Annotated in this window: 18 protein-coding genes; 5 read left to right on the top strand and 13 right to left on the bottom strand. The window is 65.8% G+C overall.

What is annotated here, in order from left to right:
• Nucleotide 1: 1 nt before the first annotated feature.
• The 4 genes from xylB to QX039_RS08960 all read right to left on the bottom strand — a co-directional run bounded on the left by xylB (nucleotide 2) and on the right by QX039_RS08960 (nucleotide 5925).
• Nucleotides 2–1450, bottom strand: a complete 1449-nt coding sequence (gene xylB, locus QX039_RS08975; protein ID WP_315773077.1) for a xylulokinase — start codon at nucleotides 1448–1450, stop codon at nucleotides 2–4.
• A gap of 119 nt (nucleotides 1451–1569) precedes the next feature.
• Nucleotides 1570–2598, bottom strand: coding sequence for a LacI family DNA-binding transcriptional regulator (locus tag QX039_RS08970; RefSeq protein WP_315773076.1), 1029 nt, complete (start codon nucleotides 2596–2598; stop codon nucleotides 1570–1572).
• A 1061-nt stretch (nucleotides 2599–3659) separates the two neighbouring features.
• A complete protein-coding gene (gene pobA, locus QX039_RS08965) occupies nucleotides 3660–4832 on the bottom strand; it encodes a 4-hydroxybenzoate 3-monooxygenase (protein ID WP_315741202.1) in 1173 nt (390 codons plus the stop codon).
• A gap of 178 nt (nucleotides 4833–5010) precedes the next feature.
• Nucleotides 5011–5925, bottom strand: coding sequence for a helix-turn-helix domain-containing protein (locus QX039_RS08960; protein ID WP_315773074.1), 915 nt, complete (start codon nucleotides 5923–5925; stop codon nucleotides 5011–5013).
• Nucleotides 5926–6058: 133 nt separating this feature from the next.
• Here QX039_RS08960 and QX039_RS08955 point away from each other — a divergent pair, with 133 nt between their 5' ends.
• A complete protein-coding gene (locus tag QX039_RS08955; RefSeq protein ID WP_315741200.1) occupies nucleotides 6059–7222 on the top strand; it encodes a cytochrome P450 in 1164 nt (387 codons plus the stop codon).
• Between the two features lie 105 nt (nucleotides 7223–7327).
• On the opposite strand, the gene QX039_RS08950 is transcribed toward QX039_RS08955, so the two are convergent.
• Complete coding sequence (locus QX039_RS08950; RefSeq protein ID WP_315741199.1) at nucleotides 7328–8446, bottom strand: NADH:flavin oxidoreductase; 1119 nt, start codon at nucleotides 8444–8446, stop codon at nucleotides 7328–7330.
• A gap of 181 nt (nucleotides 8447–8627) precedes the next feature.
• On the opposite strand from QX039_RS08950, the gene QX039_RS08945 reads away from it, so the two are divergent.
• Nucleotides 8628–8951, top strand: coding sequence for a helix-turn-helix domain-containing protein (locus QX039_RS08945; protein WP_315741221.1), 324 nt, complete (start codon nucleotides 8628–8630; stop codon nucleotides 8949–8951).
• A 20-nt stretch (nucleotides 8952–8971) separates the two neighbouring features.
• On the opposite strand, the gene QX039_RS08940 is transcribed toward QX039_RS08945, so the two are convergent.
• Entirely contained in the window at nucleotides 8972–10456 is a 1485-nt protein-coding gene (locus QX039_RS08940; protein ID WP_315741198.1) for an AMP nucleosidase, read from the bottom strand.
• Between the two features lie 251 nt (nucleotides 10457–10707).
• Here QX039_RS08940 and QX039_RS08935 point away from each other — a divergent pair, with 251 nt between their 5' ends.
• Genes QX039_RS08935 through QX039_RS08925 form a run of 3 tightly spaced genes read left to right on the top strand, consistent with a single transcriptional unit; the run spans nucleotide 10708 to nucleotide 13604 of the window.
• Nucleotides 10708–11550: a shikimate dehydrogenase gene (locus QX039_RS08935; protein WP_315741197.1), complete on the top strand. Its 843-nt coding sequence runs from the start codon at nucleotides 10708–10710 to the stop codon at nucleotides 11548–11550.
• 24 nt (nucleotides 11551–11574) lie between these two features.
• Nucleotides 11575–12426, top strand: a complete 852-nt coding sequence (locus QX039_RS08930; RefSeq protein ID WP_315741196.1) for an amidohydrolase family protein — start codon at nucleotides 11575–11577, stop codon at nucleotides 12424–12426.
• A 23-nt stretch (nucleotides 12427–12449) separates the two neighbouring features.
• The gene (locus QX039_RS08925) at nucleotides 12450–13604 is read left to right on the top strand and encodes an ABC transporter substrate-binding protein (protein WP_315741195.1); all 1155 of its coding nucleotides are present in this window, start codon (nucleotides 12450–12452) and stop codon (nucleotides 13602–13604) included.
• Nucleotides 13605–13667: 63 nt separating this feature from the next.
• Here QX039_RS08925 and QX039_RS08920 read toward each other — a convergent pair whose 3' ends face one another.
• From QX039_RS08920 to QX039_RS08890, 7 genes are read right to left on the bottom strand one after another with little or no spacing between them, the layout of a single operon-like run.
• Nucleotides 13668–14639 carry a Gfo/Idh/MocA family oxidoreductase gene (locus QX039_RS08920; RefSeq protein ID WP_315741194.1) on the bottom strand — a complete coding sequence of 324 codons (972 nt, stop codon included), beginning with the start codon at nucleotides 14637–14639 and terminating at the stop codon, nucleotides 13668–13670.
• 1 nt (nucleotide 14640) lies between these two features.
• Nucleotides 14641–15504 (bottom strand): class III extradiol dioxygenase subunit beta, encoded by an 864-nt coding sequence (locus tag QX039_RS08915; RefSeq protein WP_315773073.1) that lies wholly within the window; start codon nucleotides 15502–15504, stop codon nucleotides 14641–14643.
• Entirely contained in the window at nucleotides 15505–15894 is a 390-nt protein-coding gene (ligA, locus tag QX039_RS08910; RefSeq protein ID WP_315773072.1) for a protocatechuate 4,5-dioxygenase subunit alpha, read from the bottom strand.
• 12 nt (nucleotides 15895–15906) lie between these two features.
• Nucleotides 15907–16821, bottom strand: coding sequence for an amidohydrolase family protein (locus tag QX039_RS08905; RefSeq protein ID WP_315773071.1), 915 nt, complete (start codon nucleotides 16819–16821; stop codon nucleotides 15907–15909).
• A gap of 8 nt (nucleotides 16822–16829) precedes the next feature.
• Nucleotides 16830–17753, bottom strand: coding sequence for an NAD(P)-dependent oxidoreductase (locus QX039_RS08900; protein ID WP_315773069.1), 924 nt, complete (start codon nucleotides 17751–17753; stop codon nucleotides 16830–16832).
• 6 nt (nucleotides 17754–17759) lie between these two features.
• Nucleotides 17760–18455: a 4-carboxy-4-hydroxy-2-oxoadipate aldolase/oxaloacetate decarboxylase gene (ligK, locus tag QX039_RS08895; RefSeq protein WP_315741189.1), complete on the bottom strand. Its 696-nt coding sequence runs from the start codon at nucleotides 18453–18455 to the stop codon at nucleotides 17760–17762.
• Nucleotides 18456–18470: 15 nt separating this feature from the next.
• Nucleotides 18471–19496 carry an amidohydrolase family protein gene (locus tag QX039_RS08890; protein WP_315773067.1) on the bottom strand — a complete coding sequence of 342 codons (1026 nt, stop codon included), beginning with the start codon at nucleotides 19494–19496 and terminating at the stop codon, nucleotides 18471–18473.
• Nucleotides 19497–19529: the final 33 nt, after the last annotated feature.

Below are 19529 nucleotides of genomic sequence, written 5' to 3'. Positions count from 1 at the left end.
TTTACTCCTTGAGAGCGGGATAGAGCTTGCGCCATTGCGCGTAGGCGGCGTCGTATGCCGCGCGCTGCGTGGCGCGGGGTTCGAAACTCTGCAGCCGCTGCGGCTTGCGGCAGACATCGGCCGGTGCTGCGCCGGTCGCGGCGAGACGGCCGAGCCGCGCGGCGCCGATGGCGGCGCCGACCTCGCCCTCCTCGACCCGGTGCACGGTGACGCCGAGCACGTCGGCCATGATCTGTGCCCACAACAAGGAGCGCGAGCCGCCGCCGACCAGATCGAGCTCTTTGATCGGCTGCGCGCTACGCGCGAGCGCGGCGAACATGTCGCGTGAGGCAAACGCCACGCCCTCAAGCACCGCCTGCACGAGATCACCGCGGCCAGCGGCGCTGCGCAGGCCGACGAAGGCGCCGGCGGCATGGGCATCGTTGTGCGGGGTGCGCTCGCCGTCGAGATAAGGCAGGAACTGCACCGGGCTCGGACGCTCGACGCGCGTGCCGAGCGGCGCCAGCAGCGCGGCTTCCGGCGTCTCGAGAATGCGCGCCAGCCACGCCAGCGAGGCCGCGGCCGACAGCATCACGCCCATCTGATGCCACAGCCCGCCGAGCGCGTGGCAGAACGCATGCACGGCCGCTTCCGGCGCCGGCGCGAAGCGGTCGGTCACCCGGAACAGCACGCCTGATGTGCCGAGCGACAGGAAGGCATCGCCAGGCCGGATGGCGCCGAGTCCGATAGCGCTCGCCGCGTTGTCGCCGGCGCCGCCTGCGATCACGACATCAGCGCCCATGCCCCAGCGCCGCGCCAGTTCGGGCGACAACACGGCGCTCCGCTCATTGCCCTCGACCAGGTGCGGCATGTGATCGAGACCGAGCCCGGTCGCCGCCAGCAATTTCTCCGACCAGCGCCGCGCGCCGACGTCGAGCCACAGGGTGCCGGCCGCATCCGACATGTCCTCGACCATCTCGCCGGACAGCCGATAGCGCACATAGGCCTTCGGCAGCAGCACCGTCGCGACCTCTGCAAAGATCTTCGGCTCGTGCTTCGCCACCCAGACGAGCTTCGGCGCGGTGAAGCCGGGCATCGCGAGATTGCCGGCGATCGTGTGCAATTCGGGGCAGCGGCGTTCGAGCTCGGCGCATTCGGCTTGCGAGCGGCCGTCATTCCACAGGATCGCGGGACGCAGCGGCCGGCCGTCGCGACCAAGCAAGGTCGCGCCGTGCATCTGGCCGGACAAGCCGATGCCGCGCACCGCTGACGTCTCACGCGGACGCTCACGCGCGAGATCATCGACCGCGCCGATGACGGCCTCGACCCAATGATCCGGATTCTGCTCGGACCACAGCGGCTGCGGATGCGACAGCGACAGCGGACGCGCGGCGTTCGCGATCAGCGCGCCCGTCTCGTCCTCCAGCACGGCCTTCACGCCGGATGTGCCGACATCCAGTCCGAGAAACACGACTCCACTCCTCCCACACGGACCGCCAGGCGCCTCGGCGATCTGCGTCGCCTCGAAACCAGCGCCTCGGTCGTTTCTCATTCCGTGTTCGGGCCGACCGCGTCACCGCGGCCATCCGCTCACGGCAGATTGTCCCGCATCACGATGTCGATGCGGATCGTCTCCTGTTCGCTCAGGATCGGCTCGCCGCGCGCCAGCGCCAGGAGCACGCGCACGGCAGAACGCGCCTCGTGTCCCGGGTTCTGCGAAATCGCCGCATCCATCACGCCGTTCAACAGCAGCTTGCGCGTCAGCGCCGTCACATCATGGCCGACGAACACGATGTCATCGACCCTCCCCGACTCGGTCAGCGCCTTGGCGACGCCGGCCGTGCCAGCGCCGACATTGTAGAGCCCGACGATGTCGCGATACTCGGTCAGCAGCTCACGCATGAGGTGCTCCGAGCGATCGTCCACATCATGCCCCTCAGCAACCGGCAAAACCTCAAGTTGCCGAAACTCCGCCGCGAGAACCTGGCCGAAGCCGAAGATGCGCTCGGCATGATCGCGCAGGCCTTGCGAGCCGGCCATGATCGCGACCCGCCCCGCCCTGCCGCCGGCGAAGCGTCCGACCAGCGCACCCGCGGTGCGGCCAGCGGCGATGTTGTCGATGCCGACATAATGATGCCGCCGCGACGACGGCACGTCGGAGACCAGAGTCACGACCTTGGCGCCGGACTCGACGAGATCATTGATCGCGGCGCGCACGCTCGGATGGTCGAGCGCCACCACCGCCGCACCGTCTACGCGACCGACCAGATCTTCGAGCTTGCCGGCCAGCACAGCCGGATCGAACACGTCCGTCGTGACGACATCGACCGAGAGCCGGCGCGCGGCCATCCAGTTCGCCAACTCGCCGAGATGCGCCTGAATCTGCTGCATGAAGGGATTGGCACCGGACGGCATCACGAAGGCAAAACGCCGCGAGCGGGCACGGGCGAGTTCGGAGGCCGCCGCATGCGGCTGGAACGCACTGCGCGCCATCGCATCCTTGACGCGTCGCACCGTGTCCGGGCGCACGCCCGGCCGGTTGTGCAGCACGCGGTCGACGGTGGCGAGGCTCACGCCCGCCTGCCGCGCAATATCCCGCAATGTCAGCGGCGCGTTCATGCTCCTCCCCTTTGGGTTGAGGACCATAGCGCGGTTTTTGAGGTGCGCAACTCATTTTTCGGGGCGCGCGGGGAGGCCGACAGACTTTAGCAGTTGGCGCTAATCCAACAGCGCGCCCCGATCATCTGTCCGCCGATCTCGAGCTGAGCGAAGTTGTACCAGCGAAACACGGCGTCATCCTCCAAGCGGCCGCGGAGCGGTGACGGGGCTGACGGTCGCGTGTTCGATCAACATACTGCATCCTGCTCATGGGGCTCGCGGGCAGCCGACGTTCCTGCGCGGCATTGAACGCGATCTGCCCGGCCCCCTTCGAAAATTTTCCGCTTTTCAGAAAATTTTTCTTTCGCCTTATCGGAAAATGTGCTTATCTCCGGCCATCCCGCCTCAACGAGAGGGGCGTTGCGCGCGATCGTCACGACACGCGAGGCGGGGATGCGGTGGCCGCGAGAGTTCGAGCAAGCTCGCGAGAGCATGCGGACGAGCGATCTCTTGCGGACGTGAAGTCGCAGCGTCCTGACACCCCGATGCTGGTGTTACGTTCGCGAGGGCGCTCGAGGCGCCGCGCGGATCATGGTGGCCAGAAAGCCCGGCGCACCAGGGAGACTGCGTATAAGCGTGAGACTGCCGCGCAGGGAATGCCGGAGTGTTCGGCTGCACCTGTGGTACCTGCCGCCAGCATTTTCTTACGCAGGCGGGCCATGGGTGAGGCCTTCACCCGGCATTCCCTGCGCCCTCTCGATTATGGGAGGGGCGAGTTGATCGCAGACCTCGGGCATCATGTGCCGCGAGACCGCGTTGCCACGTCCTGCCTGCGCTGTTTGAGACGTGAATCCGATCTATCCCAACCGTCGTCCCGGGCAAGCCGTGAGGCGCGAAGCGCGTCACGGCGCCGACCCGGGACCCACACTCCGCGGCAGTCATGATGGGCACAAAGCCAATCGCCAGCCTGCCTCAAACCGCTCCCTGGGGGTATGGGTCCCGGCGTTCGCCGGGACGACAGCGAGGCTACTGATGCGTGGTGCCATCAAGCAGCGCAGGCGAAACGCGTCGCGTTGACCTCGCTAGAACGGCAGTCCGACATAGTTCTCCGCCAGCGACCGCTGCGCGGCCTCCGACGAGAACAGATAAGCGAGCTCGGTGTCCTGCAGTCTGTCGTCGTAGGACAACCGGTCGGGGAAACGATGCAAGAGCGTCGTCATCCACCAGGAGAAGCGCTGCGCCTTCCAGATCCGCGCCAGCGCCCGCTGCGAATAGCCGTCGATGCCGCGGTCGTCGCCCTTTTTGTAGTGATCGAGCAGCGCATGATAGAGATAGTAGATGTCGGACGCAGCCGAGTTCAGCCCGCGCGCACCGGTCGGCGGCACGATGTGGGCGGCGTCGCCGGCGAGGAACAGCCGGCCGTAGCGCATCGGCTCGGCGACGAAGCTGCGCAGCGGCGCGATGCTCTTCTCGATCGAGGGCCCCGTGATCAGCTTGGCCGCGATCTCCGCCGGCAGCCGGCGCTTCAGCTCCTCCCAGAACGCATCGTCGCTCCAGTCCTCGACCTTGTCGGTGAGCGGCACCTGGACATAGTAGCGGCTCAGCACCTGCGAGCGCAGCGAGCACAGCGCGAAGCCCCGCTCGTGCTTGGCATAGATCAATTCCGGCGACACGGGCTTGGTGCGCGACAGCACGCCGAGCCAGCCGAACGGATACACCCGCTCGTATTCCGTCAGCTTGTCGTGCGGGATCGATTTGCGGCTGACGCCGTGGAAGCCGTCGGCGCCGATGATGTAGTCGCAGTCGATGCGGACGACCTCCTCGTCCTGACGGTAGGTGACGTAAGGCTTGTCGGAGGCGATGTCGTGCGGCGTCACGTCGGTCGCGTTGTGCACGACCTTGCCGCCGAGCTTGTCGCGGGCCTCGTAGAGATCGCGCGTCAGCTCGGTCTGGCCGTAGACCATCACCGAGTTGCCGCCGGAATATTTGTGCAGGTCGACGCGGTCGAGCTTGCCGTCATGGGCGATGTAGAAGCCGTGATGAATCTCGCCCTCGCGGTCCATGCGCTCGCCGCACTGCGCCTCGCGCATCAGCTCGGCAAAGCCGTGCTCGAGCACGCCAGCGCGGATCCGCGACAGCACGTAGTCGCGGCTGGATTTCTCCAGGATGATCGTATCGATGCCCTGCAGGTGCAGGAGCTGCGACAGCATCAGGCCCGACGGGCCTCCGCCGATGATGCAGACTTGGACTTTCATGGGCGTGTTCTCCCGGATTCGCAGACGCAGGCTTGTTGGGTATGCTTTTCAGTCGCTGATTTTAGCAAGGAATGTGCTGGGATCACTTGGATGGACGCGACATTCTCTTGCACTTTTCCGACACCATGCCGCGATGCAAAACGAATGCGAAGGTGGTATCGGGCGGCGCCGATCACCCTTACGGCGGCGCCGCGCCGTCCCCCACCCCCATCGCACGGCGATAGTCGCGCGGGCTCGCCCCGGTGTGCCGCTTGAAGAAGCGGCAGAAATAGGCCGGGTCCTTGAAACCGAGCTCGAACGCCAGCTTCGACACCGGCGCTGCAATATAGGTGAGCCGCCGGCACGCCTCGCGCGCCAGCCGCGCATGCACGATGTCGAGCGCGGACTGGCCGGTCTCAGCCCGCGTCAACCGATTGAGCCGCTCCGGCGTCATGCCGAGTTCGTCGGCGTAGCGCGCCACCGACCAGTGATCGCGGTGATGCGCCTCGACCAGCACGATGAAGCGGGTGAACAGCGCCGCATGCCCGCTGCCGCGCCGCGCGCCTTGCGACTGCCGCGCGCTCTGCTGCGCCAGCCGCCACACGATCGAGCGACCGAGCCAATGCGGCACCGGTGAGGCCGCGGAATCGGCCGCGGCGAACTCGTCGGCGAGGTCGACGAACAGCGCGGCGATGCGCCGCGTCGCGACCGCCTGCGCATCGAGATGCAGGATCTGCGCGGTTGCGAACAGGTCGCGCAGCGCCTCGCCGGTCGCCGGCACATCGCCCTCCACCACCGCCCGCGGATTGAACGTCAGCACATAGCCGTCGGTGTCGCGCGAGAAGCGGAAGGCATGGACCACGCCGGGCGGAATGATCACGGCGACCGGGCCGGTACAGCGCTCGCGGCTTTCGTCCAAGGCGATCTCGGCTGGACCGGCAGCGACCCAGAGGATCTGGTGCAGGCCCTGGTGCGTATGCGCCTCGATCTCCCAGCGATAGAGCTTGCTGCGCACCTGGATCGGCTCGACATGCAGCATGTCCGGCTGCGCGGCCGACGCTTCGCCGTAGAGCGCGAACGCGGGGATCGACGGCTTGGTGCGAAAGCGGGGCATGAGCGAGAGCTAACCCTGAATGTCGGAAAAGTACAAGTCTTGGCCGGCTTTCGTGTCTCACGCCGCGGCCACGGCTCGGCTAGATCAGTGAAAAGAACAACAACGACCACACTCAATGGAGAGGAGGCCCAACATGTTCGCGTTCGACCCGTATTCGCCTGCGGTCGATGCCGACCCGTTCCCATTCTACAAGACGCTGCGCGACGAGCACCCCTGCTTCTGGAGCCCGCAGGCCCAGGTGTGGATTCTGTCGCGCTATGCCGATGTGGCGGCGGCCGGAACGAACTGGCAGACCTATTCGTCGGCCAAGGGCAACCTGATGACCGAGCTGCCGAACCGCGCCGGCGCGACGCTCGGCACCACCGATCCGCCGCGCCACGACCGGCTGCGCGGCCTCGTCCAGCACGCGTTCATGAAGCGCAATCTGGAGAGCCTGTCAGGCCCGATCCGCGACATCGCGCGCGACTGCGCCGAGGCGCTGCGCGGCCAGGACCGGTTCGACTTCATCGAGGCGTTCTCCTCGAAATTCACCGTGCGCGTGCTGTTCGCCGCGCTCGGCCTGCCGCTCGGCGACGAGCAGACCGTGCGCGACAAGGCGGTGCTGATGGTGCAGAGCGATCCGGTGAGCCGCGCCAAGGGACCGCAGCACATCGCAGCCTACAACTGGATGCAGGACTATGCGGCCGGCATCATCGCGGAGCGCCGCGCTCGGCCGCAGAACGACCTGATCTCGCATTTCAGCATGGCCGAGATCGACGGCGACAAGCTCGACGAGCGCGAGGTGCTGCTGACGACGACAACGCTGATCATGGCCGGCATCGAGTCGCTCGGCGGTTTCATGACGATGCTGGCTTACAATCTCGCCGATCACGCGGAGGCGCGCCGGGCCGTCGTCGCCAATCCCGACCTGATGGCGGACGCCGTGGAAGAGTCGCTGCGCTTCAACACCTCGGCGCAGCGCTTCCGCCGCTGCCTGCAGAAGGACGTCACCTTGCACGGCCAGACCATGCGCGAGGGCGATTTCGTCTGCCTCGCCTACGGCTCCGCCAACCGCGACGAGCGGCAGTTTCCCAATCCGGATGTCTACGACATCGCGCGGAAACCGCGCGGCCATCTCGGTTTCGGCGGCGGCGTGCACGCCTGTCTGGGATCGGCGATCGCGCGCATGGCGATCAGGATCGCGTTCGACGAGCTGCACAAGGTCGTGCCGGACTATCGCCGCACCCAGGAGCAACTGCCCTGGATGCCGTCCTCGACCTTCCGCAGCCCGATGTATCTCGAGCTGACGGTGCATTAGTCCGTCGCAAGGACGGGATGGCAGGCTCGAGCTCGCGCCTCGCTGACGGTACGCCCCCTCGCCCCGCTTGCGCCGGGCGAGGGGCACCAACGGGTCGACAAGAGCTCAAACCAGCGCGCCGAGATCCGCCGCGCTGAAGCCCTTCAGGCCCGCCTTGTCGCCGGACTTGATCTTGGCGACCCATTCGGCATCGCTGATCAGCGCGCGGCCGACCGCAATGAGGTCGAACTCCTCCTTGGCCATGCGCTCCAGCAGCGCGTCGAGATCGGCCGTCGTCGACGGCTTGCCGGCAAACGCCGAGAAGAATTCATCGGACAGGCCGACCGAGCCGACGCTGATGGTCGCAGCCCCCGTGATCTTCTTGGCCCAGCCGGCAAAGTTCAGGCCCTTCTCGCCGTCCACGTCCGGGAATTCCGGCTCCCAGAAACGGCGCTGCGAGCAGTGCAGGATGTCGACGCCGGCCGCGACCAGCGGCTGCAGCCAGTCGGCCATCAGCGCCGGCGTCTCGGCGAGGCGCGCCGCATAGTCCTGCTGCTTCCACTGGCTGACGCGCAGGATGATCGGGAAATCGGGACCCACCGCCTTGCGGATCGCGGCGACGACCTCGCCAGCGAAGCGCGAGCGCTCCTTGATGGTCGCGCCACCATAGCGGTCCTCGCGCTTGTTGGTGCCGGACCAGAAGAATTCATCGATCAGATAGCCGTGCGCACCGTGGATCTCGACGGTGTCGAAGCCGACCCGCTTGGCATCGGCCGCGGCCTGCGCGAAGGCGGCAACGGTGTCGGCAATGTCGTTCTCGCTCATCGCGTTGCCGCGCGGCTTGCCCGGCGCAACCAGCCCGGACGGGCTCTCGACCGGCGCATCGGGCTCCCAGCGGCTCATGCCCCTGGTCGAGCCTGTGTGCCAGATCTGTGGCGCGATGCGGCCGCCGGCGGCGTGCACGGCCGTGGCGACGCTCTGCCAGCCGGCCAGCGCGGCATCGCCGTGGAAGAAGGGAATATTGGGCTCGTTGCGCGAGGCCGGGCGGTTGACGACCGTGCCCTCGGTGAGGATCAGCCCCACGCCACCTTCGGCGCGGCGGCGGTAATAAGCGGCGTTGGCCTCGCCGGGAATGCCGTTCGGCGCCGCATTGCGGGTCATCGGCGCCATGACGATGCGGTTCTTCAGCTCCAGCGACTTCAGGCGAAACGGACGAAACAGCACGCTGGTATCGAGGTCGGACATTCAGGGGGCTCCATTGCGTTCGGAACCGCTCCAGTATACTTCGTAAACCTGAAGTCAATCAGGCACCCAAAGTCGCTCAGGTATATCCGAGGAAACCGCTGTCGTGACCGCCACGTCGACATCAGAGACCGCCCCGCTCCGCTGCAAGCCGCAGCACTTCTCGTCGGAATGCCCGAGCCGGGTGCTGATCGACCAGATCGCCGACAAATGGTCGATGATGGTGCTGGCGGTGCTCGACTCCGGACCGCTGCGCTTCAACGCGATCAAAAAGCAGCTCGAGGGCGTCACCCAGAAGGCGCTGACGCAATGCCTGCGCCGGCTGGAGCGGAACGGCCTCGTCGCCCGCGAGGTGATCGCGGACTCGCCGGTCGCGGTCCAATACGAGATCACGCCGCTCGGCCGTACCCTGCAGCCACCGTTCCGCGCGCTCTACGCCTGGACCATCGCCAAGATGCCGGAGGTCGAGCAGGCGCGTCAGGCGTTCGACGGGCGCCGGGGCCGCTGATCCCAGACGGCCACGGGCCGCTATTGAAATGCGACTTCGGCGAAGCTGCGCAGCTTGCGCGAATGCAGCCGCTCCGACTCCTGGTGCTTCAGGAGCTCCAGCGCCTTCAGCCCGATCTGGAGATGCTGGCCGACGCGCTGCCGATAGAAGTCGCCCGCCATGCCGGCGAGCTTGATCTCGCCATGCAGCGGCTTGTCGGACACGCAGAGCAACGTGCCGTAAGGCACGCGGAAGCGATAGCCATTGGCCGCGATCGTTGCCGACTCCATGTCGAGCGCGATGGCGCGCGATTGCGACAGCCGCCGGATCACCGCCGGACCGCTGATCTCCCAGTTGCGATTGTCGACGCTGGCGACGGTGCCGGTGCGCATCAGCCGCTTCAGCTCGAAACCGGAAAAGCCGGTGACCGCCTCGACGGCCTCTTCCAGTGCGACCTGCACCTCCGCAAGCGCCGGGATCGGCACCCAGGGTGGCAGCTCCTGGTCCAGCACATGATCCTCTCGGACATAGCCGTGCGCCAGCACATAGTCGCCGAGCCGCTGCGTGTTGCGAAGACCCGCACAATGGCCGACCATCAGCCACGCATGCGGCCGCAGCACCGCGATGTGGTCGGTGACGTTGCGTGCGTTCGAGGGCCCGGTGCCGATGTTGATCAGGGTAATGCCCTGGTGCCCGGGCTCGACCAGGTGAAAGGCCGGCATCTGCGGCGTGCGCGACGGCGCCGCGCCCGTGGTGCCGCCGCCGAGCCGCGCATTGCGCGTGATGACGTTGCCCGGCTCGACGAACGTCTCGGCGGCGCCCTGCCCCGCCGCGAGCTGCTGACGGCCCCAATCCGCGAAGGCATCGACGTAAAACTGGTAGTTCGTGAAGATCACGAAGTTCTGGAAGTGGTCGGGATCGGTCCCGGTGTAGTGATAGAGACGGCGCAGCGAGTAGTCGACGCGCGCGGCGCGAAACAGCGACAGCGGCTCCGGCATGCCCGGCGTCAGCTCGAGCGTGCCGTCGGCGATGGCGTCGTCCATGGTCGACAGATCCGGCACGTCGAACACGTCGCGCAAGGAGCGCGTCACCAGCGGGCTCTCGTGATGCGGCAGCGCCGTCTCGATGTTGATGTCGCGCCGATAGGCGAAATGGACCGGGATCGGCTCAGCCGACTCGCCGATCTCGACCGGTACGCCGTGGTTTTCGATCAGCAGGCGGATCTGCTGGGTCAGGTACGAGCGGAACAGGTCCGGCCGCGTGACGCTGGTCTCGTGCGCGCCAGGACCCGCAACGAAGCCGTAGGCGAGACGCGAGTCGAGCCGGGCGTGACTTGCGGTGGTCAGCCGCACGAAGGGATAGGTGGCGCGGATCCGTGTCGCCGGCACGACGCCGTTGGCATAGGCCTCGAAATGGCCGCGCAGGAAAGCGGTATTGCGCTCGTAGATCTCCTCGAGCCGGGCCACCGCGGCGGCGGCGTCGGTGAAGGTTTCTGTTGCCACGGGTGGCGGAGATTGGACAGTCAATGGCGATCCTTTGGGTCCGGCGGACGGTCGTCGAGGCAGACTTGCGCAATCATAGAAATCACCCCTGGCTTTGCCCAGGGGGCGGGTCACGCGATGACGCCCATGAACTGGACATTGAGCCATGATGCGCTGCATTGCGACAAGGATCTGTGGTCGAATGTTTCAATTGCCTGTGCGCGTCATTGCTCATAAGACGGTTTCACATTTGGCCGGGACAGGCCGATATCTGAAAAGGGAGGTCATCGCGCAGCATGTCGCAAGCGAATGGATTCGGATTGGCCGGCGTCATCGGCATGCCCGTTACTCACTCCCGCTCCCCCACGATCCACAATTTCTGGCTCAACGCGCACGGCCTGCGCGGCGCCTATGTGCCGCTCGCGGTTCAGCCGGAGCGGCTGAAGGATGCGCTCGCAGGACTGGTGGCACTCGGCTTTCGCGGCTGCAACGTCACCATGCCGCACAAGCAGACGGCGATGCCGCTGCTCGATCGGGTGAACGAAACCGCACGCCGCATCGGCGCCGTCAACACCATTGTCGTCGAATCCGACGGCACGCTGAGCGGCTTCAACAATGACGGCAACGGCTTTGTCCAGAGCCTGCGCGACGCCAGGCCGGACTGGCGCGCCGACGAAGGTCCTATTCTCTTGCTCGGCGCCGGCGGCGCTGCGCGCGCGGTGGTGGTGGCGCTGCTGGAGAACGGCGCCCGCGACATCCGCATCAGCAACCGCACCGCCGAGAAGGCGCAGGCCATTGCGGCCGAGTTCGGGTCGGCCATCAGCACGGTGGCGTGGGACGACCGCTCGGCGGCGGTGGCCGACGTCGCGCTGCTGATCAACAGCACCGATCGCGGCATGATCCGTAAGCCGGCGCTGGAGATCGATCTGGGGCGGCTCTCAGCCAAGACGCTCGTGGCAGACCTGATCTACACGCCGCTGGAGACGCCCTTCCTCGCGGACGCTCGCGCCCGCGGCTGCACGACGGTGAACGGCCTTGGCCTGCTGCTCAACCAGGCGCGCCTGGCCTTCCAGGCGTGGTTCGGGGTGCTGCCGGACGTGACGCCCGCGCTGATCAAGGCCATTCAAGCGACGTTCTGAACGTCGGTCAGAGAGGGCTCGACCATGGCACTTCCGGCAGGCCCCAGGATCGATTGCCACATCCACGCCATCGATCCCGCGCGCTTTCCTTACGCGCCGGACACGCCTTACCGTCCAACCGGTCAGGAGATCGCCACCGCTGCGCATCTGATCCGCGTACTCGATGTCTTCGACGTGCGCCATGCGCTGATCGTCGCGACGAATTCGGGTTATGGCTCGGACAGCCGCATCCTGCTCGATACGCTCGGACTCGGAAACGGGCGGTTCAAGGGCGTCGCTGTCGTCGAGAAGGACGTCGAGATCAAGGAGCTGCAGCGGCTCAAGGCCGCCGGCGTCGTCGGCATCGCCTTCAACGTGCCGTTTCATGGCACCGACTATTACCGTGACGCCGCGCCGCTGCTGGACAAGCTGACCGACCTCGATCTGTTTCTGCAGGTCCAGGTCGAGCAGGATCAACTGCTCGACTTGCTGCCGCTCATTGAAAGGTCAAAAGTCCGTCTCGTGTTCGATCACTGCGGCCGGCCTGCCGTCGAACACGGGCTGAAGCGCGCCGCCTTCCAGGCGCTGCTCGCACTCGGCCGCGAGCGTGATGCCTATGTGAAGCTATCCGGCTACTACAAGTTCGCGCGGCAGCCCTATCCCTACGCCGATACGTGGCCGTTCATCGCCGCGCTCGTCGATGCCTTCACGCTCGATCGTTGCGTCTGGGGCTCGGACTGGCCTTTCCTGCGTGCGCCTGAACGGCTCGACTACGGGCCGCTGCTGGCCGGCATCACCGAGATCTTTCCAGATCCCAACGACCAGCATCGGCTGCTATGGCGAACGCCATCGCGGCTGCTGGGCTTTGCAGAGATACCGATGAGTTCGTCACCATAAGCAAAAACAAGGGGGAGGATATCGTGAGACATCTGGGACGACTGAGCGGCGTTGCGCTGGCCGCTTCGCTGTGGGGCTTTCATGCGCATGCCGAGAACACTGTCTACATTCCGGACGTCGTCGAGCTGTCGGGCCCAGGCGCGGTGTCGGGGACGAACTGGCGCGATGGCGTCGCGCTTGCGGTCGACGAAATCAATGCCGCTGGCGGCATTCTCGGCCGCAAGATCACGACCGAGCATCTCGACACCCAGAGCAATCCCGGCGTCTCCCGCGCCCAGGTTCAGAAGGTGCTCGACCGCGAGCCTTACGTCGTGCTCGGCCCGATCTACTCCGGCTCGGTCAAGGTCAACATGGCGCTGACGCAGCAGGCGGAGGTACCGCAGATCGTCGGCGCCGAGGCGGCCGACATCACCACGCAAGGCAATCCCTGGATCTTCCGCACCGCCTTCGGCCAACAGTTCAGCATGCCGAAGATCGCCAATTATCTGCACGACCAGTCGAAGGTGAAATCGGTCGCCGTGGTCTGGGTGAATAACGATTTCGGCAAAGGCGGCCGCGACAGCTTTGTCAAGGAGATGAAGACCCGCGGCATCGACGTCGTGTCCGACATTTCGACCGAGCAGGGCCAGGTCGATTTCGGCTCGGACGTGATCAAGCTGAAGAACGTCAAGGCCGACGCGATCTTCGTCTACACCAACGAGGAAGAAAGCGCGCGTTTCCTGATCGAGGCCAAACGTCAGGGATTGTCGGTGCCGCTGTTCGGAGAGACGACGCTGCTCAGTCAGAAGGTCGTGGAGCTCGCAGGCCCCGCCGCCAACGGCGTGCGCGGCCATGTCGGCCTGAGCGCGGATGCGCCGGTCCCAGCCATCCAGGCCTTTGCGAAGAAGTTCAACGAGCGCTACCGCTACTGGCCCGACCATAACGGCATCAAGGGCTATACCGCGGTCTATCTCGTCAAATACGTCACCGAGATGATCGGCAAGTTCGACGGCCACGCCTTCGGCGCCACCATGAAAGGGCTGACGCTGACGCCGGACAAGGCACCTGGCATGCTGATGGAGGCAAGCTGGGACCAGAACGGCGACATCGACCGGGAGAGCTTCCTGGCCGAGATCGTCGACGGCAAGCAGAAGATCGTGGCGACGCTGCCGAAGTTGAAGCCGTCCAAGGCGCCATAAGCGGCCACGGGGCCGCGCCTGGGAAGTCCCCTCCCCGCGCCTACCACGCGAGGAGGGATAGTGTCAGCCCTTGGCGAGCTGCTCGTCGAGATCGTGCAGCACCTGGTAGCAGGGCAGCACCTGGGCCACGGAGGCGTTGGGCTCGCGGCCCTCGCGGATCGCGGCGAAGAACTCGCGGTCCTGCAGCTCGATGCCGTTCATGGAGACATCGACCTTGGAGACGTCGATCTTCTCTTCCTTGCCGTTCACCAGATCGTCGTAGCGGGCGATGTAGGTGCCGGTGTCGCCGATGTAGCGGAAGAAAGTTCCGAGCGGGCCGTCATTGTTGAACGACAGCGACAAGGTGCAGATCGCGCCATTGGCGGTCTTGAGCTGGATCGACATGTCCATGGCAATGCCGAGGTTGGGATGAATCGGTCCCTGCACAGCATTGGCCTTCACGATCGGCGAGCCCGCCTGATAGGCGAACAGGTCGACGGTGTGCGCGGCGTGGTGCCACAAGAGGTGATCGGTCCAGCTGCGCGGCTGGCCCAGCGCGTTCATGTTGGTGCGGCGGAAGAAGTAGGTCTGCACATCCATCTGCTGGATGTGGAATTCGCCGGCCTTGATCTTCTTGTGCACCCATTGATGACTGGGGTTGAAGCGCCGGGTGTGGCCGCACATCGCGACCAGCCCAGTCTCCTTCTGCAGCTCGACGACCTGCTGCGCGTCCTTCAGCGAGTCCGCCAGCGGGATCTCGACCTGTACGTGCTTGCCGGCCTTGAGGCAGTCGATCGCCTGCGCCGCATGCATCTGGGTCGGGGTGCAGAGAATGACGGCGTCAACCTCCGGCAGCTTCAGGCTGTCGGCGAGTTCGGTCGAGACGTGCTTGATGCCGTATTTGTCGGCGACTTCCTTGGTCTGGTCGAAGCGGCGCCCGACCAGCGACACCACCTCGACACCGTCGATGTTCTTGATGCCGTCGAGATGCTTGATGCCGAAGGCGCCGGCGCCGGCGAGCGCGACCTTGATGGTCTTAGAACCGTCTTTGGCCATATCAGTTGTTCTCCAGGATCAGATGGCCGACGGCGGTGTTGCTGGCCGGCACATGGTAGAAGCGGTGACGCACGGTCGGCGCGTTGCCCTTCTTGGCTTCGTTGACGTCGCTCATGGCGCCGCGCGCGATCAGCCACATCACGAGCTCGATGCCCTCGCTGCCGGCCTCGCGCACGTATTCGATGTGCGGCACCTTCGACAGCCCTTCCGGATCGTTGATCAGTCGGTCCAGAAAGGCGTTGTCCCACTCGCGGTTGATCAAGCCGGCGCGCGGCCCTTGCAACTGGTGGCTCATGCCGCCGGTGCCCCAGATCTGCACGTTGAGCGGCTCGTCATAGCTCTCGATCGCCTTGCGGATCGCCTTGCCCAGCATGAAGCAGCGGCGGCCCGACGGCACCGGATATTGCACGACGTTGACCGCGAACGGGATCACCGGGCACGGCCAGGCATCCACCTGGCCGAAGATCAGGCTCAGCGGCACGGTGAGGCCGTGGTCGACGTCCATCTTGTTGACGATCGTGAGGTCGAAGTCGTCCTGGATCACCGACTGCGCGATGTGCGCAGCGAGCCGGGGATGGCCGATCACCTTCGGCACGGGACGCGGACCCCAGCCCTCGTCGGCCGGCTGATATTCGGCCGCAGTGCCGATCGCGAAGGTCGGGATCATCTCCAGGCTGAAGGCGGTGGCGTGGTCGTTGAAGACCAGGAACACGACGTCGGGCTTCTGCTCCTTCTCCCACTGCTTGGCGAAGTCGTAGCCGGCGAACACCGGCTTCCAATAGTCCTCGCCGGTCTTGCCAAGGTCGAGCGCGGCGCCGATTGCCGGCACGTGCGAGGTGAAGACGCTTGCGGAGATATGGGCCATTTACTTCTTCTCCCCGGTGTAGCGGTTGCCCTCGACCGAGCGGCCGCCCTTGATCATCATGTCGCGATATTGATCTTCGGTCATGCCGGTCATGCTGCCGGCCATCTGCTGAAAGCTCTTGCCGTCGGTCGCACCGATCTTGGCGAGGAAGTAGATGTTGCCGCCGAGCGAAATGCAGCGGTTGAGGTCGCGGTCGAGCACGGCCTGCTTCTGCTCCTCGGTCATCGGCCATTCGTCGAGATAGGCACGCTCGTTGGCCTTGAAGCGGGCGCGGTTCTCCGCCTTCATCAGCGACATGCAGAACTGGTTGAGGTGATAACCCATCCGCGACATGTCCGCGTCGAAGATGGTCGTGCCGGGAACGTCGGTATAGGGTTTGTCGAGCGACATCGCTTCTCTCCTTCAGGATTCGTCCGGCCAGTAAAGCCGCATCGGATTGTCGACCAGGAGCTTGTGCTGCAGCTCCGGCGTGACAGCGATATGCGGAATGAAATCGACCAGGAGGCCGTCGTCGGGCATGTGGTCCTTCAGGTTCGGATGCGGCCAGTCGGTGCCCCACAGCACGCGATCCGGGAAGGTCTCGACGATGCGCCGGGCGAACGGCACCACGTCGCGATAGGCGTTCTGCTCGCCGTTCAGCGCCGGCGGTCCCGCGACCGAGAGACGCTCAGGGCAGCTCACCTTGGACCAGACGTTGCCGTGCTCGCGCATGAACTTCACGAACAGCTCGAACTCCGGACCGTCGACCGGCTTGGTGACGTCGGGACGCCCCATGTGATCGACGACGACGGTGGTCGGCAGCGAGGTGAAGAAGTCCCACAGCTCCGGCAGGTCGACGGCTTCGAAGTAGATCACGACGTGCCAGCCGAGCTTGTTGATGCGGTTGGCGATCTCGATGAGCTCATCCTTGGGCGTGAAGTCGACCAGGCGCTTGACGAAGTTGAAGCGGACGCCGCGCACGCCGGCGTCATGCATCGCCTGCAGCTCGGCGTCGCTGACGCTGCGCTTCACCGTGGCGACGCCGCGGGCCTTGCCGTTGGAATGCACGAGCGCATCGATCATGGCGCGGTTGTCGGCGCCGTGGCAGGTCGCCTGCACCACGACGTTGCGGGCGAAGCCGAGATGGTCGCGCAGCGCATAGAGCTGCTGCTTGGAGGCGTCGCAGGGGGTATACTTGCGCTCGGGCGCATAAGGGAATTCGGCGCCAGGGCCGAACACGTGGCAATGCGCATCGACGCTGCCGGCCGGCACCTTGAAGCGCGGCTTCGACGGGCCGTCGTACCAGTCGAGCCATCCCGGGGTCTTCTGGAACTCCATGAGGTTCCCTACTCCTTGGACTTGATCTTGTTGAGAATGCGATCGGCCTCGGTGCGCCAGTCGGGGCTGCGCGCGAAGTCCTTCGTTCCGCGGATTCCGAACAGGCCGTCATCGGCGAGATCGGCGACCCAGGCTTGGCGCTCGGCCGTGCCTTCCGCCGACCACGGCGTCAGGCCGATGTCGCGCACGGTCTCGGCGACCTCCCTTACCTCCTCGGCGCGGCGGCGGCCATGCTCGATCACGCGCTGAAAGAAATAGGCGCCCTGCTTCTCCCAGTCGATGCCGGGAAAGGTCTCCTTGAGCGAGGCCAGCACCGCATCCTCGACGCCATAGGCGCGCGCGGTGGTGAAGCTCTCGATCACCATCGCCTCGAGGCCCTTGATCATGATGCTGCGGCACATCTTGGTGGCCGAGGCGACACCAAGTTTGTCGCTGGCGAACTTCGCGGCAAAGCCGAGGTCGTTGAGCAGCGGCGCCAGCTCGCGCGCGCCGGCGCCGCCGAGCAGCAGCGGCACCTTGATGCGATAGGGCGGCACCGACGTCATGACGGCGCCTTCGACATAGCGTCCACCGGCGCCGTCGATCAGCGCGGCGGCGCGCTGCTTGGCGCCGGGCGAGGCTGAATTGAAGTCGAGGAACCAGGCGCCCGGCTTGATGGTCGCAGCACAGGCATCCGCCACCGCCACGTCTTGGCTCGCGGTGACGGCAGACACGATGAAGTCGGCCTGCGCTGCCAGCTCGGCATGCGAGGCTGCGAGCGTCACGCCGATTTCAGCGGCGTGGCTGCGCATCGCGTCGCCCCTAGCGTCAGCCAACTTCACGTCGTAGGCGCAGACGCGCACGCCGTCCTTGCGCAGATCCTCGGCGAGGATCTTGCCGACCTCGCCGTAGCCGATCAGCCCGACACGCCACTGGTTGGACGCCACAGTCATTGTCGCTCAATCGATGTATTTGAGCCCGGCCTTCGCCAGCGGCTCGCGCATCTTGTACATGTCGAGTCCGAGCACGCCGGACGCCAGCTTCTCGCGCTTGTCGGCCTCGTTGGCCTCGCGCGCGGCGGCGGCATCTGCGGCCTGATGAGCGACCGCGGCCGGCACGACGACGATGCCGTCGACGTCGGCGACGATCACGTCGCCCGGATTGACCGCCGCACCGGCGCAGACGATCGGGATGTTCACCGAGCCGAGCGTAGCCTTCACCGTTCCCCGCGCGGAAATTGCGCGCGAGAACACCGGGAATTGCATCTCGGTCAGATCAGCGACGTCGCGGACGCCGCCGTCGATCACGAGGCCCTGGGCGCCGCGGGCGCGAAAACTGGTGGCCAGGAGATCGCCGAAGAAGCCGTCGGTGTTCTCGACCGTGCAGGCGGCGACGACAACGTCGCCGGGCTGGATCTGCTCGGCGGCGACATGCAGCATCCAGTTGTCGCCCGGCTGCAGCAGCACGGTGACCGCGGTGCCGCACATCTTCGCCGTCGGATAGATCGGACGCATGTAGCACTGCATCAGCCCGACCCGGCCCATCGCCTCGTGGATGGTGGCGACGCCGAATTTCGACAGCTTCTCCACCGCGGCCTTGTCGGCGCGGGTGATGCTCTTCTTGACGATGCCGAGATTGTTCATGGGGGTGCTCATCTCGCTGGTCCTAAATCACTTGCCTTGGGCCTTCAACGCGGCGTCGAGCCGCGGGAACACGCGCCGGGCGTTGCCTTCGTAGATCTGGTGGCGCTGCTCGGGCGTCAGCTTGGCGGCCTCGATGTAGCGCTTGGTGTCGTCGTAATAGAAGCCGGTCTCCGGGTCGATGCCACGGACGGCGCCGATCATTTCCGACGCGAACAGGATGTTGTCGGTCGGGATCACGCCGGTCAGCAGGTCGATGCCCGGCTGATGATAGACGCAGGTGTCGAAGAAGATGTTGTTGAGCAGGTGGTCCTTCAACAGCGGCTTCTTCAGCTCCTGGGCAAGGCCGCGGAACCGGCCCCAGTGATACGGCACCGCGCCGCCGCCATGCGGGATCAGGAACTTCAGGGTCGGGAAATCCTTGAACAGGTCGGACGTGAGGCACTGCATGAACGCCGTGGTGTCGGCGTTGAGGTAGTGCGCGCCCGTGGTGTGGAAGCAGGCGTTGCAGCTGGTCGAGACGTGGATCATCGCGGGGATGTCGAGCTCGACCATCTTCTCATAGATCGGATACCAGTGCCGGTCCGACAGCGGCGGCGAGGTCCAGTGGCCGCCGGACGGGTCCGGGTTCAAATTGATACCGACGAAGCCGTACTCCTTGATGCACTTCTCCAGCTCGGGAATGCAGGTCTTCGGATCGACGCCCGGCGACTGCGGCAGCATGGCGACGCCGATGAAATGGTCCGGGAACAGCTTGCTGACCCGATAGCACAGCTCGTTGCAGATCGCGGCCCAGGTCGAGGACACCTGGAAGTCGCCGATGTGGTGGGCCATGAAGCTCGCGCGCGGCGAGAACACGGTGAGATCGCTGCCGCGCTCCTTCATCTTCTTGAGCTGGTTGCTCTCGATGCTCTCGCGCAGCTCGTCATCGCTGATCGAAAGCTCGGAGGCCTTCGGCATCACCGAGGGATCCTTGATGCCCGCGATTTGCCGGTTGCGCCACTCTTCGAGCGCCTTCGGGGCCGTCGTGTAATGGCCGTGCACGTCGATGATCACGTCAGTCTCTCCCTCAAGCTTCTCTGTCTTCCG

It is taken from the genome of Bradyrhizobium sp. SZCCHNR1043 (genome assembly GCF_032489675.1).
Taxonomy (GTDB): domain Bacteria; phylum Pseudomonadota; class Alphaproteobacteria; order Rhizobiales; family Xanthobacteraceae; genus Bradyrhizobium.
The sequence above is the reverse complement of the archived record's forward strand: the minus strand, read 5'-3'. Positions and strand labels throughout refer to the sequence as shown.